We start from the raw sequence: 24,121 nt of genomic DNA on the forward strand, positions 1-24,121 counted from the left end.
ACACCGTCAAAGTAGGTCAGCATGGCTTTGTCGCCCTGACGGCGAAACCACCAGGTTTCGCTGCTGGCATAACGCGCCCCCCGGCTGACACTGATAATCAGCTGATGCCGATCGGCACTGCAAAGCACCTCTATTGAAAGTGATTTGGGCACTTCACCCGGGCGGGCGCCGGTGCCCTGCCATTGGCCGGCAAGGCTGGTGCACCAATCAGCAAAGGGCATCTCTGCTGCCGCCAAGGGCAGCAACACAGACAATGCACAAAGGGCAGAGTTAAAAGAGTTCGATATCGTCTTTACGGTAAAGATGTTCATCCCGATACAGCGCCAAGGCCTGATGAAGTGGCATACCCCGAAGGACAAGATCGAACATTTTACGTTCACATTCAAGGGAGTAACTAGCTTTTATTTGCTTTTGCACCTTTAACCATTCTTCTCCATGAGCTCGCTTTTCTTCGTTGGTCAACAACTCTTCAGTTAATGCCAGACCCGTTACCACATGCTGCAAACGTTGACTGAGGCGATCGTAAAATTGGAATGCCATCACACCCTTATCAATTTCCGTTTCCAGCATAATGCCATGCTTGATAATGTCGCGAGGCGTGCCCGGCTGATTGGCCAGATAAATGTTCACCTGCCGCAGGTGCGCTGCCATATCAGTAAATTGCTGCCCCAGCCCAGTGACATTGTAGTCGCCATCGGTCAGGGTCAGTTCAATTTGCGCCATCGACAACAGCAGCAGCTTAACCGTCTCCTGAACATGCAGCCAGTCCACCTCACTGAGTAAGGCTTTCTCCAGCATATCGATAGACAGTAAGTCCTCTTCTTCCTGTGTGCTTTTGTCGTTCATCATGACCATTCCCCGGTTCGACCAAAAACAGGCGTTGATTCGGCAGGCACAACTCCCTGCCACGACCTTGAAAATAAGTGTAGAACAATTGGATGAATGTGTATGGCGCTGACAACGAAACGGGGCCTGACAATGCAGGCCCCGTTTCAAATTAAGGTGTTGAATATTAACGGCCGAAGCCCACCTCTTTAATATTTACCTGAGTGACTTCACCATATTTTGCGGCTACAGGTGCCACCTTGGCAGCATTGCCAATCAGCACAAATTGCAGCTTGTCCTTGGGGAAGTAGGTATTGATCAAGCGCTGGGTCTCTTCCAAGGTGAGGCTGTCGACTTTACGTTCAAAGTCATTGATATAGCTGTTATCAAAGCCATAGAGGTACATGTCTGACAGCAGCCCCGCCAGTTGACCGCTGGTTTCATACTGAGGCGGGAACTGGCCTTTAACATACGCCTTGGCTGAATCCAGGGTGGCCTGATCTATGCCCTGCTCCCACAAACGACCATAAGTCTTGAGGGCAAGGTCAATGGCCGCTTCAGTCGTATCTGTCTTGGTGAAGGTGCTTATCTGAAACACTCCACTTTCAGCATAGGACGTAAAGCCTGAACGGGCGCCATAGGTCAGACCCGCATTCACCCGCAGCTCATCATTGAGCCAGGAGGTAAAACGGCCACCCAGAATAGTGTTAACCACGGTCAAACCTACCGCATCAGGATTGTCTTCCGATACGCCCACGCCACCAATGATAAACGTTGTTTCCATGGCGTCAGGCTTGTCGACCAACAGCACCCGACTCTTGCCAAGTGCCGGCAACCCTTCTTCGAGGGAGCGCATTCTGGTCACTGAGCCATTTTGCCAGTCACCGAAACCGGCGCTGAGTTTAGCTTTCATCTCTGCCACATCGAAGTCACCCACCACAGAAATGGCGGTGTTGATGGGCTGATAGAAACCGCTGTAGAAGGCACGCACCTGCGCCAGTGTCAGCGACTCCACAGATTCACTGTTGCCACTGCTGGCATTGCCATAGGGATGGTCGCCATACACCAGCTTGCCAAAGTAGTTGCCAATCACGGCTCTGGGGCTTTCCTTGGCCTGAATAAGGCCGCCCACTTCACGCTGCTTGAGCTTATCGAACTCGGCCGCATCGAAATCAGGACGGCGCAGCACGTCGGCAAACAATGGCAGCATGGTGTCCAAGTCCTTGGCCATAAACCTGGCGCTGACGTAGCTGCCTTCTTTACCGGCATCGGCATTAAGGCTGGCACCCAGGAAATCCACCTGGTTTTCAATATCACGCTTGGACTTGCCACCGGCGCCCAGCATCAGGCTCTGGGCGGTAATGGCAGAAACACCGGACACGCTGTCGTTCACCGCACCGGCACGTACCACAGCACTTAAGGTGATAAGCGGCACTTCTTTTTGCTGCATCAGGAACACGGTCAAACCGTTATCCAGGGTAACGCGCTCGTAGGCGGGCAGCTGGAATGCGGCATTTGCCGGTACCTCAACAACCTTATTGCCCTCGGTGGCGGCACAGCCAGCCAGCGCCAGCGCTGCCGCAATCATCAGGGGTTTACACTTTTTCATTTATCCATCTCCTCTTCGGCAGCAAGCACGGCCACACTGCGGTTGGCACGTTTCAGGTAGGTCTGGGCCACACGCTGAATGTCGGCGGTGCTGACCTTGTTGTATGCCTGTGGGGCATTGAACAGCTTGTCAAAGCTGCCAAAGAAGAGTTCGTAGGTACCCAGGGTATTGGCCTTACCGTTAATGGTTTCCATGCTGCGATAAAAATCCATCAGCTTGATATTTTTAATTTTTTCAAGCTCTTGCTCAGTTACACCTTCGGCAGCAATACGGTTGGTTTGGGCAATCAGTTCCTGCTCAAGCGCTGAGGCAGTCACGCCGGGGGCGCCTACGGCATAGACGTAGAACAGGTTGGGGTCAAAGGACATGGGGAAGTAGGTATCAGCTTCCAATGCCAACTGGCTATCCACCATAGACTGGTACAGACGCGAGCTGTTACCGGCGCTCAGGATGCCCGCCAGCAGTTCAAGCGCATAGTAATCTTCGTGCGAGGTGGCTGGCACATGGTAGGCCATCATCACGTTAGGCGTGCTGGCCGAAGCCTTGTGCACGAAGGTGCGGCGCTCACCCTTTTGCAGCGGCTCCACGGTTTTGACCTCACGTGGCGGCTCCTGTGCAGGAATTGGGGCAAAATACTTACCCGCCAGCGACTTTACTTCATCCAGTTTCACATCCCCGGCAATCACCACCACCGCATTGTTGGGGGCGTAGTAGGTCTTGTGATACTGCACCAAATCTTCCAGCGTCCAGGCGGCGATATCAGACTCATGACCAATGACAGACCAGCTGTAAGGATGCGCCCGGAAGGCAATACCTTTAAGCTCCTCCATCAAGACGCGGATATTGGAGTTCTCAAGACCGGTGCTGCGCTCAGAAGTCACTACACCACGCTCACTCTCCACCATATCGGCGTTGATATCCAGATTGGCGATGCGGTCGGCTTCCAGGTCAAAAATGGTTTCAAGGGCAGATGCAGGGAACCAGTCGGTGTACACGGTCAGGTTTTCTGTGGTGTAGGCGTTGTTGGCTCCACCGGCCGCTTCCATGGTACGGTCGAACATCTTCGGACCGTACTTTTTGGAGCCGTTGAACATCATGTGCTCGAAGAAGTGAGAGATACCGGTAATACCCGGAGCCTCATTGCGTGAGCCCACTTTCCAGAACAGATACATATTGGCGTTGGGGATGGATGCATCTTCCAGCACCATGATTTTCATGCCGTTATCCAAAGTAAAACCCTTGATATCGGCGGCAGAGGTGGCCTGACTGGCAAAAGGAGCCAAGGTCAGGCCCATCGCCAGAGTCAGAGCTGACAGCGTACGTTTCATTTCGCTTCCTGCTTGTGAATTAACAATTATGTGAATACCAATCCGCCATTTAAAGCAATCCCTTCGCCTGCAGCAAGACAGACGAAGGAAAATGGGCGGAAAAAAGTGTAAAGGAAAGTGATACCGTCAGAGCGCCTGTTACTCGCCTGCCAGAGCCTTCATGGCTACCGCAGTCATAGCTTCAACACCAATTTTCAATGCCTTTTCATCAACATAAAATTCAGGCGAGTGGTTGCTGGCGACTGGTTCAGCCCCCTTCCCCTCAGGAGTTACCCCCAGGAAAAAGAACATCCCGGGCACTTCCTGTGCGTAAAAGGAAAAGTCTTCAGCTCCGGTTGTTAAACCCGGCTCAAGCACCTTGGCACTACCCACCACAGACTCGAGCACTGGGCGCATCCGACTGACCAGCTCAGAATTGTTTACTGTAACTGGGTAGCCCTGATTTATATGGGTATCGGCGCTGGCTCCGACAGCGGCAGCGGCATCGGCAGCTGTCTTGGCGAGCATACTTTTAATATCGGCACGCATTTGCTGATCAAACGTACGGATAGTACCAATCAGTTCCACTTCGTCAGGTATAATATTGGAGCGAATGCCACCATTAATTGCGCCAAAACTGATCACTGCGGGCGCCTTGGTAACATCCACCCGGCGCGACACAATGGTTTGCACTGCACTGACTACCTGCGCCGAGGCGACAATTGGGTCTATCCCATTCCAGGGACGGGAGCCATGAGTCTGGCGACCTTTCACCTTAATGCTGAACGAGTCTTCACTCGCCATAACGGGACCCGGTCGCACACTAATCATACCCACCGGTAAATTGGAAGTGACATGCATACCAAATACAGCGGCAGGCTTTTGCTCGGCAAAAAGTCCTTGCTTAAGCATCAACTCGGCACCACCTTCTTCGCCTTCGGGAGCACCCTCTTCTGCTGGCTGAAATACAAATAATACGTCCCCTGCAAGAGCCGATTTGACCTTAGCCAGATTCTCGGCAACCCCCATCAACATTGCCACATGGGTGTCGTGACCACAGGCATGCATCACGCCGACGATCTGCCCCCGGTAAGTGTCGGTGGCCTTAGAGGCGAAGGGGATATCGACCTTTTCGGTGACCGGCAAAGCATCCATATCGGCTCTGAGCGCAATCAGCGGCCCCGATTTGCCGCCCTTGAGCCTGGCCACCACTCCGGTGTGGGCTATGCCGGTCTGCACCTCGAGCCCCAGAGACTTAAGGTGTTTGGCTACCACCTCGGCGGTGCGAAATTCGCGGTTTGACAGCTCGGGATGCTGATGCAGATCGCGGCGCCATTCTATGACCTTTTGTTCTACCTCGGCCGCCAGTTGAGCCGGAGTTTGAAGTAGAGGCTGAGCCTGAGCAGGCAAGGCACAAAACACAGCGAGGGCAATGGACAGCTTGGTAAAAGGAAATAGGCGCATAGGGGGTCCGTTATTCTGATTCTATTATCCGAATAACCAAACTACATGCTAATGGATTAATTGTTAAACAATTATTCGGGCACGCGAAAAAACACTACGTCCTTGTCCACCAGCTCCAGCCGCCAGCCGCGCTCGGCAGCTATCCAGGCGAAGGTTTCATCACTGTAGAAATTGATATGGGTTGGATCGTTTTTGTAGTGCCAACGGCCAAAGGCCTCTGCTGAAAGCACCCGCTTGGTCATGATGACGAGCAAACCACCGGGTGCCAGCAAACCAGCCAGCTCATCCAGCAAGGCGCGGGCATCGGCCACGTGTTCTATCACTTCAGTGAGGGTGACACACTGATACTGCCGGTTCAGTACGCCACGGTCAGGAAAGTAATAGAGATCGTATCGGGCAAATTCAAATCCTTGCTCGGCGGCCATCCTGGTTAGCAGGGCACCGGCGCCGCAGCCATAATCGAGGCCTTTATCGCCGGGCTGCAGCCGTGGTAACAATGGCGTCAGTGTCCGGCTTAGAAAGCTGCGATATCCCGGGCTGTCTTCACCATTATCGTGCTTGTCGTATTCGGCTTTTTCATCGCTGGCACTCAGATGGAAAGGTGTCGGCACCTGCACCAGGGCGCAATGGCGGCAACGATAGTAGGGGCGACGACGGTCTTCAGCAAACAGATAAAGTGCATCTGCACCGCACAGGGAACAGGGGAAACTCATGGCTTGGGGATCTTTCGCTCTTTTTTGGCTGCATCTTTGGCTTCCCGCAGATATTTTTGCTCGCGGCTTTCGCGGTCATTGAACTGGGCGGCCGCCTTGTCACGCTGGGCATCTTCCCAGCCGCTGTGCTGCTGGCGTTTCAGCGCATCAGCTTCGCGACTCGCGGTATCGGCGGCAGCATCACGGGCCTTTTCAAGCTGCTCGGCCTCTGTTTTCTGGGCCTGTTCACGGGCCTTGTCAGCCTTCATTACCAACTTGGGCTTGGTGTCGTCGGCAGCTGTTACCGCAGCGCTGGGCACCGCAGCCAGCAGAGCCAGAACTATCAGTTGTCTTCTCATTGTTTGACTCCTTTGAATTGCTGGAATGACCCGCTCAGGCCATTTACTCATTATCAACCTTATTCTGTTGGTATCTTACCCTTACGGAATGAGGCATGGCTTCCAGCCTCCTTGCGACCATTGCATCAAATACCTGCAGCAGAGGGCTGGTATCCAATCCGGGCTCGAGTATTTGCAAGGCCTCAACCGCTGCCTCCAGGGTCGAAAGGCTGTCGGAACGGCTGGATTGGCGAATAAGATATCCTGACTTTTGCTGAGGTTTGAAAGCAAGTCTGGGCAATGCATGCAACCACGGGTTTAAGTGATACATTTTCAACGCCTTGCGCCAGGTACCATCGAGCAACAGCAAAATCCGGGGAGACGGCGATGTTTTGGCCTCATTGAAAACAGCTGTACTGCCCTCTGATGATGGATAAACCAACACAGGACTCGCCTCCATTGCACGGATCTTTTGTCTGAGCAGCTCAAAATCCTCTGCTTTCTCGCCGATGAAAATTTGCGCGTTATCCAACACCAACGGCAATAATCTGGCGCTGTTTTTACCATGGGTGCTTTCAGAAGGATGCTGCATCACCCACACCTGAGTCTGGGCAGAGATACGCCTGAGGGTATCACACACACATACTCTGACGGCAAAACCACAGTTTGAACACAGACTTCTGGACAATACACCCGCCCCCACCATTCAAATTCGTTAATCATAATAAAAAAAGCCCGCTTCGGTGAAGTACCGGCGGGCCAGGGGGTGAGCATGGGGATCAGCTTTGAAAATTTGCCTGGATTAATGATGTCCGGGCTCTCTGTGCCAATGGCCCAGTCCCGGCAGCATCATCACAAAAAGCAGCAACAGTGCCATCACGCCCATCGTCAGGCCAATGGCCACAGGCGCTTCCAGCGGTGTCAGCTGCACCAATGCTGTAATCAGGGATGCACCACTCATCTGAATAAAACCCAGCATGGCTGTTGCCGTACCCGCACGCTCACCGAAGGGGGCCAGCGCCATGCTGGTAGCAGGACCGAGCAAGAAAGCAAAACCAATACACAGCAGCATCATCGGCAACATAAAGGCAAAAGCACCTGCCAGCGGGGTCTGCCAGTCAAGCAGTTGCAGACCAAGCTCCAGCAGCGATGCCAGTGCCATCAGCCACAGTGCCACAATAACTGTGGGGCGATTGCCAAGACGCTTGATAACCAGCGGCGCCGCAAAACAGGCCACTACGTTCACCAAGGCATTAAGACCAAAGAGACCGGAGAAGGCCAACTCACTCAGACCAAGACGGCCAATCAGCCAGATGGACGAGTAAGACACATAACACAGGATAGCCGCCATGGCTGCCATACAGGTGATGGCATAAAACATAAAGTGACTGTTTTTCAGCACAGGGCCATAGCGTTCCCAGCGGTACAGAGGCCCGGCAGAATGGGTATTGGCGGGACGGGTTTCAGGCAGGCGATAGCCCACAACCACCAGCATCAACAGGCCGTACAAAGCCATAAAAGCGAAAGTGGAGCGCCAGCCAAATTGCAGTGCCAGCAGGCCGCCAAGAGTGGGGGCCAACGCCGGGATCACACAGATGGCACCATTGAGGTAACTGTAAATACGGGCGCCTTCAGACTGACTGTAGCTGTCACGTACCGCACTGAACGCCACGATGGAAGTAGAACAGGCAGCCAGCCCCTGCAGCAAACGCGCCAGTTGCAGCCATTCAAACTCCATAGCCGCCATGGCAAGCAGGCTGCTTACCACGTAAAGCACGGTACCAAACAAAGCCACCGGGCGACGACCATAACGATCGGCCAGCGGACCAATTAGTATCTGTCCTACGCCCATGGCAAACAAAAACAGCACCAAGGTGGACTGAATCTGCCGCTCATCAACGCCATAATCCACCGCCATGGCAGGCATTGAAGGTAAATAGATATCGATGGCCAGCGGGCTTAACAGCACCAAAGACATCAGAATAGGCAACAGATTACGGGACATGGCGTTAGTTGTTTTCAGTCTGCTTTAACGATGGGTGCATCTTACCCCTGCTGTGGTATGAACAGAAATGGTATATATTCTTTTTAAAAATTCCCTGTAGGAATATCTATGCAGTTAGATAAGCTCGCTCGTATCGATTTGAATTTATTGGTCGTGTTGCAGGTATTGATTGAAGAGCAAAGTGTCACCCGCGCGGCAGTGCGGTTAAATCTAAGCCAATCGGCGCTGTCAAAGAGCTTAAGCCGGCTTAGGGAAACCCTCGGCGACCCGCTGTTTTCCCGCACAGCCCACGGGCTGAAACCCACAGCCCACGCTCTGGCGCTTGGCGAGCAACTGCCCAACATATTGCAACAGCTGTATCAGCTCACCCTGCCCCCCAGTTTCGACCCGGGCAGCAGCAACCGTAACTTCAGTTTTGCCATGGTGGAAAGCGCCTACGAAACCTTAATCCCGGGCTTTATCGGCCCTTTACTGGCGCAAGCGCCCAATCTGCGGATCAACTCCTACATGTGGAGCGAAAAATCTATCAGCGATTTACAGCTGGGTCAGATTGACTTTGGTATTGATGGAATGGACCTGCAGCCGCAATCCAACTTCAGCATTGAAAGCCTGCCCGAAGGGATTTGCCATCAGACCCTGTATCACGATCATCAGGTGTGTCTGGTGCGGGTAGGGCATCCGGCACTGGCGCTACACCAGGCCGGAAAGTGGGATACGCAGGCCTACCTCAGCATGCAACACGTGCAGGTGCGCTGCGAGGGTAACGACTGGTGGGCACTGGACTATCACCTGGCCGCCAACGGACAACAACGGGATTTATGCACTACCGTGCCCGACTTTTACGGCGCTACCAGCGTCTGTGCCCACACTGATCTGGTGTTTACTCTGCCGGAAAGCTTTGCCAGGCACGCCATCAATCTGTATCCGCTGGTAATGTTGCCGCTGCCGTTTGATTTTATGCCGCTGGCTTACGTGCTGTTATGGCACCAACGCAACGACGGCGACCCGGGCCACAAGTGGCTCAGAGAGCTGATTACCCAGAGTGCAAGGCACAGCGCCCGCGACGGCGGCAGATGGAATTAACGCAAGCCTGACGCAAGATTAACCATATTTCACGTGCTTCTCGGGGCGATTTTTCGCAGACTGTGACCATGACACCCGCCGAGGAGGCAATATGATTTACAGTCAATTCCACACCCCGCCCCTGCACCAACGTTTCAGCGGCCTTAAAGGTCTGGCCATGTTTGTGGCCGGTTTGGTGGTAATGGGACTGAGCCTGGTGGCCTTACCCTTTATTCTGCTGGCCGGAGCGGTTGCCTTTGCGCTGCTGAGCGTATTTGGCCGCATTTGGCTTGGGAAGCTGGTTCGCCGCGCCCAGCATGCTCAGGCCAAGCGCACTGAGACGCAGTTTGAAGCCGAAACCAGCGACGCCTTTATCCGCTTTCGCGATCGCGACCTGTTCCGCCCACGCCCCCACCAAGGGCGCACTTTCGATCACGATCCAACCGAGTAATCCACTGCGCCGGGGTTAGCTTTCATCACCCTGCCCCGGCATTTCCAGCAACAAATCTTTGGCTCTCTCCAGAGCCTTTTTTTCGTCCGGATTTTGTGTAAGCGCCAGAACTTTATCCACCTGCAACGCCAGTGACTGCCACAAGGGCAAAATAATTTCCCGCTCCTGCGTATTGCCAAGCATGGCACCATGGCGCAGTAGCGAAGCGGCCCCCACCACATCAATACGACCAAGAACGCCATCGGCCAGCGCCATAGATAATTCGACCATGGCCGGAACACTGTGGCCAAAACGGATGACCTGACGCAAATAGTCTTCAGCCAACGCCAAATCACCGCCGAGGGTCGCTTCATCGTGCAGCATATGGCGGGCACGCAGCAACATGGCATCCAGCTGCCCTTGCTGGGCGGCCTCGGCAAGCCAGCGCTCCGCCGCCAACATGTCCGGATTGCAACCTTCACCGCGACTCAGCATCAAGGATACATGGTATTGTGCCGCCGGAAAGCCGCCACGGGCAGCCGACTCGATATGACCAAAGGCACGCTCAAGCTCACCGGCCTGGTAATAAAGCACCCCGAGATTCGCTTCGGCCTCGGTATGGCCGGCCTCTGCAGCTCGGGTCAACAAGGTCTCGGCAAACTCAAGATTCTTAGGCTGAGCAAACTGACCTGTCATTGCACAGAAGCCCAGTAAAGCACTGGCATCGTCTACGCCGTCATCCGCAGCCTGACGCAGCAACGAAAGCCCTAAGGCGTTATCGGTTTGGCCGTCATACCCATGCAGCCAGGCCACCGCCAATTCATAACGGGCTTTGGCAAGCTGACTTACCGCCTCAGAGAACCAGTGCTTGGCCTTGGTCAGCAGTCGCAGCGACTCCTGCTGTGTATCGGTTTCTGGGTCATCAAAAGCGTCAGCCTTATCACGGGCTATCAGACCTTCAACCTTAAATGCCATCCCCAGCAGGTATTGAGCTTCAGCATCGTCCTGCATCACTGCACGGAAACACAGCTCGCGGTTACCAAGGGTATCCAGCGGCTCAAATTCCCACTCACCAAGGTTGCCAAGCTCAGCCACCAGAGCGCAGAAATTCTGCAGTGACTTTTCCGCCAGCGCCAGCAGCTGCTGCTGGCTTAAATGGTATTTTTCAGGATGAGCACCGCGGTTGCCGTCTGCACGCAGCCTATGCATCGCCCGTACCTGGCGCACGCCCAGTAAACGCGCCTGAGACAGGACTTCAATGCGGTTGTAAAGGTTGGGACTGTCAAAGATTAACCGACCAGCAGCTAACAAGCCGGTTAACTTAAATAAGGCGCTTCTGAGGGTTAGAAGCGCCTGGGATGGCACATCAGGGGCATAACGGCGAGCCTGCAGGTAATCGTCGCCCAAATCACTGTCGAAACGGCTTACCAGCCCTGAATCTGTTGGTTTGGTGTGTGCCATAGTGCTCCAATCAGGCCTGTGAGCGGGTCACCATGTAGAGTCGGAACAGCGCCACGTTAACAAACAAACCAATAAAGGCAAAACCTGTGTCTGCCAGCAGCTGCAGTGGCATACCCACGTTGCCGGCAACCTGCGACAGGGTGCCGCCCACCAGTGACAGTGGCACATACAACATCAGCAGCGCCATGGTTTTTAAGGCGATAGGCGACGAAAACTGGAAACTGGCCTTGATAGCCTCAAAAGGTGTAAGACGCTCAGCCACCACCATAAAGTTTACGTATGCCAGACGGGCAAACAAATACAGGCTGATGCCAAGACCAATGATCCACAGCGGGCCAAACACCGCCAGAAACACAACGGGTGCCAGAATGGCCATACCGGAAAACACACCGGCCAGCAGCAGTGGGGGAACAAACGGCATGCTGGCTTTCAGCAACTGGCCGGTACCCAGTTGATGGCCTTCACTGCGCAGCTGCAAATACAGTGTCAGGGCTGCAATCAACATTGAGAAAATGATCAACATCACCATCATGGCGAAGAAGTGAGCTGCGCCAAACTGCGGATTTTCAATATCGGCCTTGGCGAACTCGGCGCCAAGCCAAAGTTGGATCCCTACCTGGGCCAACAACAGCGGGATGGTCAGAGCCGCCAACTGGCTCAGATGATTGCGAAAGAAGTTAAACGCTTCGCTCAGAACTACCGACAATGACATGTTTTTATCCAACGGTTAAAAGTTAATTACATTCCGGCACCCAACTTATGGTGGGGTTGCTCAGAAACCGACCCTTTAGTTATGTGCCTAGAATACCGAAAAACCCCATTGGATGCACAGCGCTAATCACCCGCCCAAAGTTGATGTGAAGCAAATTCCGTGCATTTGGGAACGTGAACAGCCTAGAATATTGGCCAATCTATGATGGAAAAAACCTACAGGACGTCTCCATATGACTCACATCACCCAAGTTTCGCTGCTTATTTCCCTTTCTCTGCTGGCTCCGCTGTCCAGCGCTGCCGATTTGGGCACTATGGCGGCCGATACCTTCAAGCAAGTCAGTACATTAACCGGCCAGGCTGCCGGTGAAGCCACCCCAGGCCAGAGCAGTGATTTGCTGGGGAGCCTGATGTCTTTAGGGATGAGCCAGGATCAGGCCGAAGGCGGCATGGGAGCCCTGCTCAAAATGGCCCAGGGCAGCCTGAGTGGCAGCGAATTTTCCAGCCTGAGTAACGCAATTCCCGGTGCCGACAAAATGCTCAGCGCAGTACCAGCACTGGATTCCGGCAGCGGCATGTCCGGCCTGCTTTCTGGTTTGGGCGGCAGTTTGGGCAACTCACTGCAGGGCAGTGCTCTTGTGTATGATGCTTTTGAAAAACTCGGTATTTCCCGTGAACTGGCAGCCCCAATGGTGAATGTGGCCAAAAGCTATTTACAGGCCAACGCCACAGAAGACACAGCAGGCCTGTTAATGAAAGGGCTCGGCGGTCTGTTGTAACCAACAAGATAAGGAGTCAACCCATGATAGCGGCACTGAAAAAACTGTTGAAACAGCCATTGGGAGAATCCGGTAAATCGCTTTCCCGACAGGAAGCCGCTGCCGCACTCCTGATAGAAGTAGTGCTTGCCGATGACAACCTTTCTGGTCAGGAGCAACGGTTGCTCCCGGGGATCATAACCAACCTGACTGGCGCATCCGCAGCACAGGCAAGTGAGCTTATCCAAATCGCCAGAACGCGTCATCAACAGGCGACATCACTGTTTGAATATACGGATTTAATCAATCGTGAATTCAGCCTGCAGGATAAACAGGCACTGGTTCTGGCAATGTGGCAACTGGCGTATGCCGACGGTGAGCTATGCCAATACGAAGAGCAGATCATCCGCAAAACGGCCGACCTGCTCTATCTTAAGCACAGCGAGCTGATCCAGCTCAGAAACCAAGCTAACGATTAGCCGTTACGCCAGCTGTTTGCCCATGTCCAAGCCTTGGCCGTGCAGCTTACCAAGCTTCTCGGCCAACCCGCCCAGATCCACCTTCACTCCGGCCAGAGTATTAATTTGTGCCAACCAGCTGGTGCGCTCATCATCACCCACTTTATGCCAGTCAGCCACCACCCGCTTTGCCATGGCCAGCATACCGGCAAGTTTGGAGAAAGGTTCACAGGCCTTGGGGGCATTTTGAAATTGGATCCCCTTAACCAGTGCCGGGGTAAATTTCCAGTTTTGTGCCAACATGGCACCGATTTCAGCCGAATCATAACCCAGTAGTTCTTTTTCCATCAGATGCTGAACAGCGCCCTCAGCCACTGCAGCGCGTATGCTGGCCGCCTTTTGCGGCTCACCATTGGCAATCAGAAGCTCACCGATAGAGTGTAAAATTCCGCAGGTAAAGGCCTCTTCAGGCAAGGTGCCAAGCCGTTTCGCCAGCTCCTGACAAATTAAAGCGACCTCAAACGTGTTACCCCAAAAATCACCTAAATCTATACCTTCTACCTTGGGTACTGCGCCGACTACAGCAGATGCTATTACCAGAGTTCGCAGGGTTTGCATCCCCAGACGCACCACGGCATCGTCGATTGAACCCACCTCCCGGGAACTGCCAAAGCGTGCCGAATTGGCCAACCTCAGAACCCGCGCACTCAGCACAGGATCATGGGATAACTTTTCACACACTTGCTTAACTGTGGTGTCTTCGTTATTAACCGCATCCAACAATTCCGCAATCGCCTTTGGCAGTCTGGGTAATTCATCAACTTTGGATAAAAGCGCAACTGAACTCATTTTCCGGTCTCCTTACTGTAATGAGTAAAATATAGACCAGATTTTTACCGCCACATTCTTTGATCACGACCGGGTAAACTTAAGTACGAATCTGTCTGTCTTACCCCGTATGTCTTTGTCAAACGCTGATTTTTCCAATGTGTCTTCCGGATTGGCCAGAGCAGTACTTTCCCCTTCAAGCACAAATCCTGCTGCCGTCATTTTCGCTATTACCAGCGCGGGATCGATTCTATGTAATTTATGGGTAGCCTCGGTGCCAGAGCCGGCACTGGCGCGGTGATCTATGATAGCCACCTTGCCACCGGGTTTGAGAGAGCGGTACATCAGCGCGGTAAGTTTATCCACATCGATGGCAGGCCAATCTTTTTCGGTAAAAAACGTGTCATGAAAACCAAGTACAAAGAAGATCCTGTCAAAACTTGCTTCGGCGAAGTGCAAATCGTCGGCCTCAGCCAGCAATGTTTGCACATTGGGCAAGCGCTTGCCGTAATCTCTGAGTTTAAGATCCTCTGCTGCAAACGGAAGGTAAGCCTTATTATTGTGGGCAACCACCAACCCCTCTTTACCCACTGTGCGAGCAAGCAACTCGGTGTAGTAGCCGCCCCCGGAAAAGATATCCAGAATCTGCTGACCCGGTGCAACATCAAAAAAGTTGAGTATGGCATCGGGTCTGCGATTGACATCTTTTTGCCGATCACTTGCCGGCCGCGCCGAATCTTCAATAGCAGCCTTTATGGCCGGGTGTACCGCCGCCATGGCACTGCCAAAACAACACAGCAACAAAGCAGTTCCCAAAACGCGTGTAAATGTCGACATTGATGAGCTCCAGAATTAATTTCCCCAAGTCATTCTGGTGAATCAAATGTGAAAAGGCTGCATTTAATTTGTAAACATTTGCTTTTATTAACTAAAAGTGTAAGCAAACATTTGCTGTTTAAAAAACAAACTGCTAGCTATATCAGTGAAAGCCAATACAACACAGGAAGGTGGATATGGGTAAATCACTGATGAGACAAGGCACACTTGGAACCTTGGGCGCGCTGATTACGTTGGGGCTGTTTGTGTTTATGGCCTATCTGATCAAGCAGCCGCCGGTGGAATATCAGCAGCCGACTGCAACACCTGAGCTCCGGGTCACCATGCCGGACAGGGTGGAGCCCAAGCCGATTCGGGAGCGCACACCACCTCCGATCCCTGAGCCCATAAAGCCTATCGATATCGCCACTGGTGGCGGCGATCCAAACGGCACACCAATCGATACACCCACCATTGAGCTGCCACCGGTGCAACCGACGGGTCACGACTTTGGCAATAACGACTTTGACGCCGTGCCCGTGGTGCAAATCCAGCCCAACTATCCCATCAGTGCCGCCCAAAACGGCAAAGAAGGCTTTGTGGTAGTGGGCTTTGATATTGCACCCGATGGCAGCACCACCAATGTGCGGGTGCTGGACTCAAACCCCAAACGCACCTTCGATGCCGCCGCCCGGGACGCAGTAAAGCGTTGGAAATACAAACCCAGGATGGCCGATGGCAAAGCTGTCGGAGTAAGCAACCAACAAATTCGCCTCGACTTCAAATTGGATCAGCTAATTTAACAGACACCATTCGCTTTACGCTGAAGATGCCCCTTCTGCCACCACAGCAGGGGCAATATCAGCATCAGCAACGCCGCCGCATAGGCCATACGGTCACCAATAGACACCGCCAGCACACCGCAAAACACCAACCCCAGCACAATCCAGATCCGGGAAGATGCACCCAATAAGCGCCAGGCGGCCAACATCGACATGGCATAGATAATCACAAACACGCCGTTGCTCCAGGCAATAAGCTGCTCCAGATCCTGCTCAAACATAAACACCAGCATCAGTACCATTGCCATGGTACCCAAAATGGCAGTTTGTGCCCGCACAGGTACGCCGTGGTCGTTCAGGCGCTGGAAATAGCGCGGCATGATACCCTCGCGGCTGAAACTCCAAAGCAGCCTTGCCGCACTGCCAGCATACACATTAACCGTAGCAAGGCCGGCGGCAATGCCCAGCACACCAATAACCTGAGCGCCACCACCACCAAGCAGCGCGTCGAACACGCCCATCATGGCTACGCCGGTATTGGATGGCACCAACCACAGCAAGCTGGTACAGCCAAGATAAATCAACCCCACCAGTACCGTGCCAAGCATCATCGCCGGGATCATGTCTTTTTCCGGCTCACGAAAATCGTGGGCCAGGTGAGTCATGGCCTCAACCCCAAGAAAACTCCAGAAAGCAATACCAGCAGCCAGCATCATGGGACCAGTTTGCCAGGCCGACTCAAAATCCGGCAATTCGACGGCCTGAGGCTGCAAGCCAAGGAAAATAAACAATGACAACACCACTGCCACTATGCCCAGTGTCAGGGCAAACTGAACCTTGGCAGAAACCTGCAATCCCTTAAGATTTGCCAGCCACAAGAGAGCTATAACCAGCACCTGAGCTAACAGCAGCTCCCATCCACCCAGAGGCAACAAGGCGGTGACAAATTGAAATGTCATCAAAATGGCGGCTGGTGCCCCCATGGGAACCACCAGCAGAAATATTAAGCCTATGCTTCTTCCGACTGTACGACCGAATGCTTTTTCAACAAAAAAAGCAGGGCCCGCAGCATGGGGGAAGCGGCTCGCCAAACGACCAAAGACCAAAGTGACAGGTATAATGGCCAGCGTCAGCAGAGCCCAGGCCCAAAGTGCACTGGTACCGGCTTTTGCCAGGGTCATCTGCGGCAATATAAACACCCCTGTGCCCAGTAATGTGGTTGCCATAAGGCCGGCGCCTTGCCAGCGGCCGATCGTTCCTTTGATATGTTCCATTTGTTAGATTATTGCTGTGGGAAATGAGCCAAAGTATAGTCTTGGCCGAGATCACATTCTGCCGTGCTTTTCCGCCATAGCAGGGTCTGCAGCCGTCATTTTGACGGATTTTAATAAATTTGCCGTTATTTCGTCGGCCAGTTTCATTGGAGCAACTTCAACGTGGATAAATTCGACAAGGCCATAGTGCAGGCACTGAGAGAAGATGCGCGCCAGAGCGTATCGGCCATCGCTGAACGGGTGAACTTGTCCCGCAGCGCCGTTTCAGACCGCATCAAGAAGCTCGAGAGTACAGGTGTTATCCGCGGCTATCAGGTGCTCTTGTCTGAGTCGCAAAAAGAAGGGGTATCGGCCTACTTCGAGATTCAACATAAATGCCCGCGCTGCGCCGATGTGGTGCACGTATTTCAGGCCATTCCCGAAGTGCTGACCTGCCATGGCATTTCCGGCGACATGGATCTGTTGGTATATGTACATGCCCCGTCAATGAGGCGGCTGCATGAGATCCGCGAGTACATAGATACCCATACCGACATAGTTAAAATCAAAACCCACGTGGTGATGAGCGAGTGGATCAATAACCTTGCCAGCTGATCGCAATTGCGCCACAGCCCGATCACCAATATGCCAAATAGCGCCCAAATTGAGTGAGCCGGTCGGCAATTGGCAACACCATTGGTATCAAGCTAAAAAATTGCCTTTTATGCGCTGGAGTTAGCGGTAAACTATGGTCATCAGTTCCCCGATATTTTGACCCATGGACCATACTCATCCAGGCACTGCCGAACTCAATCTGCTTTGGGGCTCACTCATTCTCGAAGAGCTGTCGCGCTATGGCGTGCAGCATCTGTGCATGGCGCCGGGCTCGCGCTCCACGCCACTCACTCTGGCCGCAGCCGCACAAACCAAACTCAGTCGCCATCTGCATTTCGATGAGCGTGGGCTGGGCTTTCTGGCGCTTGGATTGGCCAAGGCCAGTGGCACACCGGTGGCCATCATCACCACTTCGGGTACGGCGGTTGCCAATCTTTATCCCGCCATTGTTGAAGCCTGGCTGACCCGGGTGCCACTTATTGTGCTTTCCGGAGACCGTCCGTGGGAACTGATTGGCTGCGGTGCCAATCAGGCGATTCCCCAGCCCGGGATCTTCGGCCAGTATGCCGAGCCGCTGAACCTGCCTGCGCCAAGCCGCCAGATAGCACCTGAAGCTCTGCTCAGCGCCATCGACGAAAAGCTTGCCAACCTCAGCCGGCCGCTGCACATCAACTGCATGTACCGCGAGCCCCTGTATCCGAGCGAAGCTTCTGAGCTCAGCGGCTTCGATGGCTACCTTGGCCGCCTGAGCAACTGGCAAACCACCCAAACGCCTTACCTCGACATAGCCCAATCCCGCCCCTTCAGCCCACCGCCGCGGGATGCCATGATGCGTTTTGTCCACGGTAAGGGCGTGATAGTGGCCGGCACCCTCACCGAAGACGAGGCACCGCTGGAACTCATTACGCTTGCGCAAAAGCTTGGCTGGCCGCTGCTGACCGACGCTCAGTGCCAACTGCGCCAACATCCCGGTGCCATTGGCCATATTGACCAACTACTGCAAAGCCCCAGAGCCAAAGGCTTGTTGGAGCAGGCCGATCGGGTACTGGTATTTGGGGGGCGGCTGCTTTCAAAAAGACTTATCGCCTTTTTGGCCAACAAAGACTGGCACAGCTACTGGCAGGTATTGCCCGCACAGGAACGCCTTGACCCCAGCCACAGCGGCAAAAAATTGTGGCTTGGGCGCGCAGGTGAAATGACGGCGCTGGACTGGCCACGCTCCAGCGAAGCCAACTGGGCCAATGAACTGACGGCGCTCAATCAGGCCGTGGAGCAGGACTTTATCCACCATATCGATGGCGGCGAGTTTGGCGAGGCCCAGGTAGTGCGCGCCATTGCCGCCAGCCACACCGCCGAGCAGCAGCTCTTTATCGGCAACAGCCTGCCGGTGCGCCTGTACGACATGTTCGCCCCCATCGGCTGCTGCGCCGCCAGCACCTTTACCAATCGCGGCGCCTCCGGCATAGACGGCCTGCTGGCCACAGCCTGTGGCGTGGCCCGTCATCAGGGCAGACCCACAACCCTGATTATCGGCGACCTGTCGGCGCTGCATGATCTCAATTCATTGGCGCTGGCGCGAGGCTGCCAGACGCCGCTGGTCATAGTGGTGCTGAACAATGATGGCGGCAATATCTTCAATCTGCTGCCGGTGCCTTCCGAGAACCTGAGAAGTGATTTTTACCGCCTGAGCCATGGGCTGGAATTTGGCTATGGCGCTGCCATGTTCGGCCTGCCCTACGACAGAGCCGAAGACATGGACAGCTTTATGGAAGCCTACCAGAGCGCACTGGAACATCCCGGCGCCAGCCTGATTGAAGTGACAGTTGCCCAAGACCAGGCCAGCAATCAAATAAAGAGGATGGCAGAGTGGATGCGAAGCCGCTGATGCCGACGTTGGTACTGCTGCACGGTTTTCTGGGCAGCAGCCGCGACTGGGATGAGTTCAGGCCCTTCCTTGACCCGCATTTTAGGCTGCTGACACCGGATCTGCCCGGCCACGGCCAGTCACCCCTGCCATGCAGTCAGCCCGACTTCGACGGCGTTTGCGACGCGCTGGAGCGCTATCTGGCTGAGCATGAAGTGAGTCAGTTTCACCTGTTGGGCTATTCCCTCGGTGGCAGATTGGCGCTGCATCTGGCCAAACGGTTGCAGGCCAAGCAGAGTCCGGAATCGCATCAGTCGAAGCGGCTGTTATCGCTCACGCTGGAGTCCTGCCATCCGGGACTCGCAGATGAATCTGCCCGCAACGAGCGGCTTGGCACTGATGAACTTTGGGCCAAGCGGCTGGCCAGCGAACCGCTCAGCCAGTTTCTGGACCACTGGTACCAACAGGGAGTGTTTGCCCATCTGGACCCTGTCAGCCGCGCCCGGCTTATCGAAAAGCGGCGGCAAGACCATCCGGATACCCAGCGCAATCAATTGGTTGCCCTTTACCGGGCCACCTCCCTTGGCAGGCAACAAGACCTGTGGCAATTGCCCGCCCTGCTCAGTTTCCCGGTCAACTTTGTTTATGGCGAGCACGACCTAAAGTTTGCCGCCATTGCCCACGGCTGGCAGCAGCAGGCGCCAGTCCAAAACCACTGTATTCGCGGCGCGGGCCACAATTGCCATGCCGAGCAGCCTGGCGCACTGGCGGCCTTGCTGCTTGCCCTTATCGATGGAACCCAATCATGACTTCTTCTGTGGAATTCGCCCTCTATCCCTATCGTATCGCCCTCTCCCGCCCCTTGCCGGTGGGCAAGCAGCGCATCGACCACAGACAGGGCCTGGTGCTTGAAGCGCGTTTGGACGGCGTAGCGGCCTTTGCCGAGATTGCCCCGCTGTCCGGGAACGATATCGATGGCGAAGCGCTGCAGGGCTTCAGCAGGGAGTCATTGGATGATTGTGTTACCGCGCTTAAGGCCAGCCTGAAGCGAATTGCCACCCTGGATGAGCTTGAACAGGCCGCCGATAAAGCCAGCCTGCCCGCTATCGGCTGGGGCTTAGGCGTGGCTGCAACAAAGCTCAAAGGCCTGTTTGGCCACAGCATTGATGACAATGCCCGCACCCCGACAATCCCGGCGGTGCCGCTGCTGTATTTAAACCCGGGCGAGAGTCTTGATGCTCTGATATTAAAAGTCAAAGCACTGCCGGACGCGACCCGTTTTGCCAAGGTCAAGGTGGCACAAACTTCCATGGAGGAGGAACTTCGGCTTATCCATGCCATTTTGGCGGCCAGGCCAACGCTTAAGCTGCGCCTCGATGCCAATCAGGGCTTCGAGCTGGAAAGCGCCATCGACTTTTGCGCCTGCCTGCCGCTTCAAAGCATCGATTATATTGAAGAGCCCTGCCGTAACCCGCTGGACAACCCGGCTCTGCACCGTGCCACCGGCATCGGCTTCGCGCTGGATGAATCCATTACCTCAGGGACAGACGCGCTACATTCGGACCCACAGGCTCAGGGCCTTAAGGTATTGGTGCTCAAACCCATGCTGCTGGGCTCACCCGCCAAAGTGCAGCGACTTATCGACCAGGCTCATGCCCTCGGGGTGCGCTGCATTATCAGCTCAAGCCTCGAGTCTTCCCTCGGCATAGATGCACTCGCACAATTTGCCGCCATAACGACCCCGGATGAAGCGCCGGGGCTGGATACTCTGGCCGCCTTCGATGCCGACTGTGTGCTGCCAAGCGGCAAGAGCCGACTGCTTACACCCAGTGCCCCGGGCTCGATTCAGGGCTCAGAAATTGGGGCTTCACTGCTTTGACGACATCAACCACCCAGTCACCGCTGCAACAGGCGGCCGGGCGTTGGCCCGAGGCCAGTGCCCTGCGCTGGGGCGATACCCGTCTCAGCTACCGCGAGCTGGCACTCAAAGCACGGCACATTGGCGCCGCGCTTAAACAGGCAGGCATTAAACGGCTGGGAGTCATTGGCCGCAACAGCCCCGAGCAGGTGCTGCTTTACTGGGGCTGTGTGGAGGCTGGCAGCCTGTTTTGCCCGCTGTCCTGGCGCTTCCCCGAGGCACAGCTTGAGAAGCTCGCCGGGCGGCTGGAACTGGATGCCATCTATTATGGCGATCCCCAAATACCCAGGCTTGGCGCCATCGACGGATTTTCAGTCACCGCATACCCAAACACCCATACAGAAACGGACACACCTGAGCCCGGCCTTATCGACTGGCAGGCACCGGTTAATCTGGTACTGACCTCGGGCTCCAGCTGCGAGCCCAAAGCCGCACTGCACAGCCTGGCCAACCACATGGCCAGCGCCACTGGGTCGGCGGCACAGATCTCTCTGGAGCCAGGCGACAGCTGGCTGTTATCACTGCCGCTGTTTCATATCGGGGGGCTGGCAATCTTGCACCGCTGCGTACTCGCGGGGGCCTGTGTAGCCATCCCCACGGAGCACACCCTCAGCCACAGCCTCGCCCAACTAAAGCCAACCCATGTGTCACTGGTGGCAGCTCAGCTAAGCGATTTGCTGGGCTCTGCGCCCGAGCGGCTGTCATCGGTGAAAGCCTTGCTGCTTGGCGGCGGTGCTATGCCTGTATCCCTGCTGGAGAGCGTGAAAGGCCTGGGGATTGCGGCGTTTGGCAGCTACGGCATGACGGAGATGAGTTCACAAATCACCACAGGACCTGCCAACAGCGAAGGCGCCAGCGGTACTCTGCTGCCCGGGCGACAACTGCGCATTGAGGATGGAGAAATTCAGGTGCGAGGCGATACCCTGTTTCTGGGCTATCTGACCCCCAATGGCATAGCAAGGCCACTGACCAAAGACGGCTGGTTTACCACCAAAGACAAAGGCCACCTCGATGCAGACGGTCGGCTGTTTGTTGCAGGCCGGCTGGATAACATGTTTGTCTGCGGCGGCGAGAATCTGCAACCGGAGGAAGTGGAAGCGGCGCTGTGTCGTCATCCGGCCATCGCCGAGGCGCTGGTATTTGCGTTGGCTGACGCACGCTTTGGCAACCTGCCCCAAGCCATGTTGCGCTTAAGGCAGGATAACTGCACCATGCCAAGCCAAGCTGAGCTGGATACGTTTCTTGCCAGCCACATTGCCCGCTTCAAGCGGCCACGGCGCTACTTTTCCTGGCCCGAGAGTGCCCGGCCCGAGACAGGCAGCAGCGGCCTTAAACCCAATCGAAAGGCCCTGATACAGGCGCTGCTGGCACGGGAAGGCCTCAGCGGTTAACTCAAAGGCTAACTCGAACGCTAAACAGGCATAAAAAAACCGGCGCTCAGGCCGGTTTTTTCAGACTCGCCGGAAGCTAGACTTCCATGCAGGCCTTAAGTTTGTTCATGGCGTTCTTTTCGAGCTGGCGAATACGCTCGGCAGACACCTGATACTGCTCGGCCAGCTCCTGCAGGGTAACCTTGTCGTCATCCAACCAGCGAGCCCGCAGAATGTGTTGGCTGCGCTCGTCCAGAGTCTTGATGGCCGACAGCAAACGGTTCTGGGCAGCAGATTCCCAGTTGTCGTTCTCGATATTGTTTGCCAGGTCGGAAGAGTGGTCTTCCAGATAATGAACAGGTGCAAAGCTCTCGTCATCATCGTGGTCGTTCACCAGGTCGAAGGCCTGATCCTGAGCAGCCATGCGCGACTCCATCTCAGTTACGTCTTCTTTCGACACTCCAAGATTTTCCGCTACCATGGCCACTTCATCATCTGAGAACCAGCCCAGACGCTGTTTAGCCTTGCGCAGATTAAAGAACAGCTTGCGCTGTGCCTTGGTGGTGGCCACCTTCACGATGCGCCAGTTCTTCAAGACATATTCGTGGATCTCGGCTTTAATCCAATGCACCGCAAAGGACACCAGACGCACGCCTACATCGGGATCGAATCGCTTAACAGCCTTCATCAGGCCGATGTTGCCTTCCTGAATAAGGTCAGCCTGCGGCAGACCATAGCCGGAATAGCTTTTGGCAACATGCACTACAAAACGCAGGTGGGACATAATCAGCTGCTTAGCTGCCTGCAGGTCACCGGTTTCCTGCAAACGCTTGGCGAGCTGATACTCCTGCTCTGCCTCCAGCATAGGCATGCTGCTGACAGAATGAATATAAGCTTCAAGGCTACTGGCTCCCTGGGGGACCATCAGTGCCATTGATTGCGTTTGTCCAGTCATTGGTACTCCTGATTACTTCTCACTTAAGCCTGAACCCGAGGTTCGGAAGGGCTGATGAACTATCGGCCATCTGACATGTCATGTCAAGACTGCCGCGGCGCCCCATCCAAGGAAAGCCATTCTGGCCCCGAAAATAGGACTGCTCAAGTGAATAAAAGTTCATTTTTTAAGCGCTGCTGTATGACCTAAGAAGGCTCTATGGCCCGCAAATGTTGACGAACGGACAAATAAGAGCCGAGCCAACCAAGGAATGACGCCAGAAACACCAGCTGGAACAGTTCAGTAAAACTTAAGGACGCCATTTCGATATTGCTGCCGTAAAGCCCCAACAACACCGCGATAGCACCATCGAGATACCACACCAACAGGTTAATGATGATCCACGCCAGAATGCCGCCAATTACACCATACCAGATGCCGGTATAGAGAAAGGGCCGCTGAATAAAGGCTTCTGTGGCTCCCACCAGCTTCATCACTTCAATTTCACTGCGCCTGTTCATAATTGCCAGGCGAATGGTATTGCCAATAATCAGCACAACTGCCAGTACCAGCAATGCCGCTATGGCCATTACGGTGCGCTCCAGTAAACGGATCACCGCC

The 24,121-nt window shown here is 54.7% G+C and carries 25 protein-coding genes and 1 pseudogene; 10 read left to right on the forward strand and 16 right to left on the reverse strand.

Annotated features, from left to right (window positions below; genetic code table 11):
- The 9 genes and pseudogenes from ABYK60_RS15170 to ABYK60_RS15210 all read right to left on the reverse strand — a co-directional run.
- Positions 1-221 (reverse strand): annotated as a pseudogene (locus ABYK60_RS15170) (hypothetical protein); the annotation flags it as partial.
- Between the two features lie 49 nt (positions 222-270).
- A complete protein-coding gene (locus ABYK60_RS15175) occupies positions 271-849 on the reverse strand; it encodes a hypothetical protein (protein ID WP_372872863.1) in 579 nt (192 codons plus the stop codon).
- A 163-nt stretch (positions 850-1,012) separates the two neighbouring features.
- On the reverse strand, positions 1,013-2,434 hold the full coding sequence (locus ABYK60_RS15180) for a M16 family metallopeptidase (RefSeq protein WP_372872864.1): 1,422 nt from the start codon (positions 2,432-2,434) through the stop codon (positions 1,013-1,015).
- On the reverse strand, positions 2,431-3,762 hold the full coding sequence (locus ABYK60_RS15185) for a M16 family metallopeptidase (protein ID WP_372872865.1): 1,332 nt from the start codon (positions 3,760-3,762) through the stop codon (positions 2,431-2,433). Before ABYK60_RS15185 ends, ABYK60_RS15180 begins: the two co-directional genes overlap by 4 nt.
- A 138-nt stretch (positions 3,763-3,900) precedes the next feature.
- Positions 3,901-5,205 (reverse strand): amidohydrolase, encoded by a 1,305-nt coding sequence (locus ABYK60_RS15190; protein WP_372872866.1) that lies wholly within the window; start codon positions 5,203-5,205, stop codon positions 3,901-3,903.
- Between the two features lie 71 nt (positions 5,206-5,276).
- On the reverse strand, positions 5,277-5,918 hold the full coding sequence (locus ABYK60_RS15195; protein WP_372872867.1) for a class I SAM-dependent methyltransferase: 642 nt from the start codon (positions 5,916-5,918) through the stop codon (positions 5,277-5,279).
- A complete protein-coding gene (locus tag ABYK60_RS15200; RefSeq protein WP_372872868.1) occupies positions 5,915-6,256 on the reverse strand; it encodes a hypothetical protein in 342 nt (113 codons plus the stop codon). Before ABYK60_RS15200 ends, ABYK60_RS15195 begins: the two co-directional genes overlap by 4 nt.
- A gap of 43 nt (positions 6,257-6,299) precedes the next feature.
- Positions 6,300-6,941, reverse strand: coding sequence for a tRNA-uridine aminocarboxypropyltransferase (locus ABYK60_RS15205; protein WP_372872869.1), 642 nt, complete (start codon positions 6,939-6,941; stop codon positions 6,300-6,302).
- A gap of 96 nt (positions 6,942-7,037) precedes the next feature.
- Positions 7,038-8,240, reverse strand: coding sequence for a multidrug effflux MFS transporter (locus ABYK60_RS15210; RefSeq protein WP_372872870.1), 1,203 nt, complete (start codon positions 8,238-8,240; stop codon positions 7,038-7,040).
- 108 nt (positions 8,241-8,348) lie between these two features.
- Between ABYK60_RS15210 and ABYK60_RS15215 the strand changes: the two genes are divergently transcribed.
- On the forward strand, positions 8,349-9,323 hold the full coding sequence (locus tag ABYK60_RS15215) for a LysR family transcriptional regulator (RefSeq protein WP_372872871.1): 975 nt from the start codon (positions 8,349-8,351) through the stop codon (positions 9,321-9,323).
- A gap of 91 nt (positions 9,324-9,414) precedes the next feature.
- A complete protein-coding gene (locus ABYK60_RS15220; RefSeq protein ID WP_372872872.1) occupies positions 9,415-9,753 on the forward strand; it encodes a hypothetical protein in 339 nt (112 codons plus the stop codon).
- A 15-nt stretch (positions 9,754-9,768) separates the two neighbouring features.
- Here the strand turns inward: ABYK60_RS15220 and ABYK60_RS15225 are convergent, their stop codons facing one another.
- Together ABYK60_RS15225 and ABYK60_RS15230 are read right to left on the reverse strand one after the other, a co-directional pair.
- Positions 9,769-11,193, reverse strand: coding sequence for a DUF4145 domain-containing protein (locus ABYK60_RS15225; RefSeq protein WP_372872873.1), 1,425 nt, complete (start codon positions 11,191-11,193; stop codon positions 9,769-9,771).
- Between the two features lie 10 nt (positions 11,194-11,203).
- Complete coding sequence (locus tag ABYK60_RS15230) at positions 11,204-11,905, reverse strand: hypothetical protein (protein WP_372872874.1); 702 nt, start codon at positions 11,903-11,905, stop codon at positions 11,204-11,206.
- A 232-nt stretch (positions 11,906-12,137) separates the two neighbouring features.
- Between ABYK60_RS15230 and ABYK60_RS15235 the strand changes: the two genes are divergently transcribed.
- Both ABYK60_RS15235 and ABYK60_RS15240 read left to right on the forward strand, forming a co-directional pair.
- Entirely contained in the window at positions 12,138-12,683 is a 546-nt protein-coding gene (locus tag ABYK60_RS15235; protein ID WP_372872875.1) for a DUF2780 domain-containing protein, read from the forward strand.
- Between the two features lie 23 nt (positions 12,684-12,706).
- On the forward strand, positions 12,707-13,141 hold the full coding sequence (locus ABYK60_RS15240; RefSeq protein ID WP_372872876.1) for a TerB family tellurite resistance protein: 435 nt from the start codon (positions 12,707-12,709) through the stop codon (positions 13,139-13,141).
- 3 nt (positions 13,142-13,144) lie between these two features.
- Here ABYK60_RS15240 and ABYK60_RS15245 read toward each other — a convergent pair whose 3' ends face one another.
- Entirely contained in the window at positions 13,145-13,969 is an 825-nt protein-coding gene (locus ABYK60_RS15245; protein WP_372872877.1) for an HDOD domain-containing protein, read from the reverse strand.
- Between the two features lie 63 nt (positions 13,970-14,032).
- Entirely contained in the window at positions 14,033-14,785 is a 753-nt protein-coding gene (locus ABYK60_RS15250; protein ID WP_372872878.1) for a class I SAM-dependent methyltransferase, read from the reverse strand.
- Positions 14,786-14,961: 176 nt separating this feature from the next.
- Between ABYK60_RS15250 and ABYK60_RS15255 the strand changes: the two genes are divergently transcribed.
- Positions 14,962-15,567, forward strand: a complete 606-nt coding sequence (locus tag ABYK60_RS15255; protein WP_372872879.1) for an energy transducer TonB — start codon at positions 14,962-14,964, stop codon at positions 15,565-15,567.
- Here the strand turns inward: ABYK60_RS15255 and yjeH are convergent.
- On the reverse strand, positions 15,564-16,820 hold the full coding sequence (gene yjeH / locus ABYK60_RS15260) for an L-methionine/branched-chain amino acid transporter (protein ID WP_372872880.1): 1,257 nt from the start codon (positions 16,818-16,820) through the stop codon (positions 15,564-15,566). The genes ABYK60_RS15255 and yjeH overlap by 4 nt on opposite strands.
- A gap of 162 nt (positions 16,821-16,982) precedes the next feature.
- Here yjeH and ABYK60_RS15265 point away from each other — a divergent pair, with 162 nt between their 5' ends.
- The 5 genes from ABYK60_RS15265 to menE all read left to right on the forward strand — a co-directional run bounded on the left by ABYK60_RS15265 (position 16,983) and on the right by menE (position 22,587).
- Complete coding sequence (locus ABYK60_RS15265; protein WP_372872881.1) at positions 16,983-17,414, forward strand: Lrp/AsnC family transcriptional regulator; 432 nt, start codon at positions 16,983-16,985, stop codon at positions 17,412-17,414.
- 163 nt (positions 17,415-17,577) lie between these two features.
- On the forward strand, positions 17,578-19,299 hold the full coding sequence (menD, locus tag ABYK60_RS15270; protein ID WP_372872882.1) for a 2-succinyl-5-enolpyruvyl-6-hydroxy-3-cyclohexene-1-carboxylic-acid synthase: 1,722 nt from the start codon (positions 17,578-17,580) through the stop codon (positions 19,297-19,299).
- Positions 19,281-20,087: a 2-succinyl-6-hydroxy-2,4-cyclohexadiene-1-carboxylate synthase gene (gene menH, locus ABYK60_RS15275; protein WP_372872883.1), complete on the forward strand. Its 807-nt coding sequence runs from the start codon at positions 19,281-19,283 to the stop codon at positions 20,085-20,087. Before menD ends, menH begins: the two co-directional genes overlap by 19 nt.
- Positions 20,084-21,157, forward strand: coding sequence for an o-succinylbenzoate synthase (menC, locus tag ABYK60_RS15280; RefSeq protein WP_372872884.1), 1,074 nt, complete (start codon positions 20,084-20,086; stop codon positions 21,155-21,157). Before menH ends, menC begins: the two co-directional genes overlap by 4 nt.
- Positions 21,154-22,587 (forward strand): o-succinylbenzoate--CoA ligase, encoded by a 1,434-nt coding sequence (menE, locus tag ABYK60_RS15285; protein WP_372872885.1) that lies wholly within the window; start codon positions 21,154-21,156, stop codon positions 22,585-22,587. The genes menC and menE overlap by 4 nt, the downstream gene beginning before the upstream one ends.
- Before the next feature lie 76 nt (positions 22,588-22,663).
- On the opposite strand, the gene rpoH is transcribed toward menE, so the two are convergent.
- Together rpoH and ABYK60_RS15295 are read right to left on the reverse strand one after the other, a co-directional pair.
- A complete protein-coding gene (gene rpoH / locus ABYK60_RS15290) occupies positions 22,664-23,521 on the reverse strand; it encodes an RNA polymerase sigma factor RpoH (protein WP_372872886.1) in 858 nt (285 codons plus the stop codon).
- 185 nt (positions 23,522-23,706) lie between these two features.
- Positions 23,707-24,121: cell division protein FtsX (locus ABYK60_RS15295; RefSeq protein ID WP_372872887.1), on the reverse strand; the 415-nt coding region annotated here is incomplete at its 5' end.

It is taken from the genome of Shewanella sp. (assembly GCF_041630135.1).
Lineage (GTDB): Bacteria > Pseudomonadota > Gammaproteobacteria > Enterobacterales > Shewanellaceae > Shewanella.

What these genes read in the sequence shown, in the direction of transcription:
- ABYK60_RS15220 (WP_372872872.1), top strand. Translation starts at nt 9,415, where the DNA reads ATGATTTACAGTCAATTCCACACCCCGCCCCTGCACCAACGTTTCAGC.
- menC (WP_372872884.1), top strand. Translation starts at nt 20,084, where the DNA reads ATGACTTCTTCTGTGGAATTCGCCCTCTATCCCTATCGTATCGCCCTC.
- ABYK60_RS15245 (WP_372872877.1), bottom strand. Translation starts at nt 13,969, where the DNA reads ATGAGTTCAGTTGCGCTTTTATCCAAAGTTGATGAATTACCCAGACTG.
- ABYK60_RS15235 (WP_372872875.1), top strand. Translation starts at nt 12,138, where the DNA reads ATGACTCACATCACCCAAGTTTCGCTGCTTATTTCCCTTTCTCTGCTG.
- ABYK60_RS15255 (WP_372872879.1), top strand. Translation starts at nt 14,962, where the DNA reads ATGGGTAAATCACTGATGAGACAAGGCACACTTGGAACCTTGGGCGCG.
- ABYK60_RS15180 (WP_372872864.1), bottom strand. Translation starts at nt 2,434, where the DNA reads ATGAAAAAGTGTAAACCCCTGATGATTGCGGCAGCGCTGGCGCTGGCT.
- ABYK60_RS15250 (WP_372872878.1), bottom strand. Translation starts at nt 14,785, where the DNA reads ATGTCGACATTTACACGCGTTTTGGGAACTGCTTTGTTGCTGTGTTGT.
- ABYK60_RS15205 (WP_372872869.1), bottom strand. Translation starts at nt 6,941, where the DNA reads ATGGTGGGGGCGGGTGTATTGTCCAGAAGTCTGTGTTCAAACTGTGGT.
- ABYK60_RS15175 (WP_372872863.1), bottom strand. Translation starts at nt 849, where the DNA reads ATGATGAACGACAAAAGCACACAGGAAGAAGAGGACTTACTGTCTATC.
- ABYK60_RS15215 (WP_372872871.1), top strand. Translation starts at nt 8,349, where the DNA reads ATGCAGTTAGATAAGCTCGCTCGTATCGATTTGAATTTATTGGTCGTG.
- ABYK60_RS15210 (WP_372872870.1), bottom strand. Translation starts at nt 8,240, where the DNA reads ATGTCCCGTAATCTGTTGCCTATTCTGATGTCTTTGGTGCTGTTAAGC.
- ABYK60_RS15240 (WP_372872876.1), top strand. Translation starts at nt 12,707, where the DNA reads ATGATAGCGGCACTGAAAAAACTGTTGAAACAGCCATTGGGAGAATCC.
- ABYK60_RS15195 (WP_372872867.1), bottom strand. Translation starts at nt 5,918, where the DNA reads ATGAGTTTCCCCTGTTCCCTGTGCGGTGCAGATGCACTTTATCTGTTT.
- ABYK60_RS15225 (WP_372872873.1), bottom strand. Translation starts at nt 11,193, where the DNA reads ATGGCACACACCAAACCAACAGATTCAGGGCTGGTAAGCCGTTTCGAC.
- menD (WP_372872882.1), top strand. Translation starts at nt 17,578, where the DNA reads ATGGACCATACTCATCCAGGCACTGCCGAACTCAATCTGCTTTGGGGC.
- yjeH (WP_372872880.1), bottom strand. Translation starts at nt 16,820, where the DNA reads ATGGAACATATCAAAGGAACGATCGGCCGCTGGCAAGGCGCCGGCCTT.
- ABYK60_RS15200 (WP_372872868.1), bottom strand. Translation starts at nt 6,256, where the DNA reads ATGAGAAGACAACTGATAGTTCTGGCTCTGCTGGCTGCGGTGCCCAGC.
- rpoH (WP_372872886.1), bottom strand. Translation starts at nt 23,521, where the DNA reads ATGACTGGACAAACGCAATCAATGGCACTGATGGTCCCCCAGGGAGCC.
- ABYK60_RS15185 (WP_372872865.1), bottom strand. Translation starts at nt 3,762, where the DNA reads ATGAAACGTACGCTGTCAGCTCTGACTCTGGCGATGGGCCTGACCTTG.
- ABYK60_RS15190 (WP_372872866.1), bottom strand. Translation starts at nt 5,205, where the DNA reads ATGCGCCTATTTCCTTTTACCAAGCTGTCCATTGCCCTCGCTGTGTTT.
- ABYK60_RS15230 (WP_372872874.1), bottom strand. Translation starts at nt 11,905, where the DNA reads ATGTCATTGTCGGTAGTTCTGAGCGAAGCGTTTAACTTCTTTCGCAAT.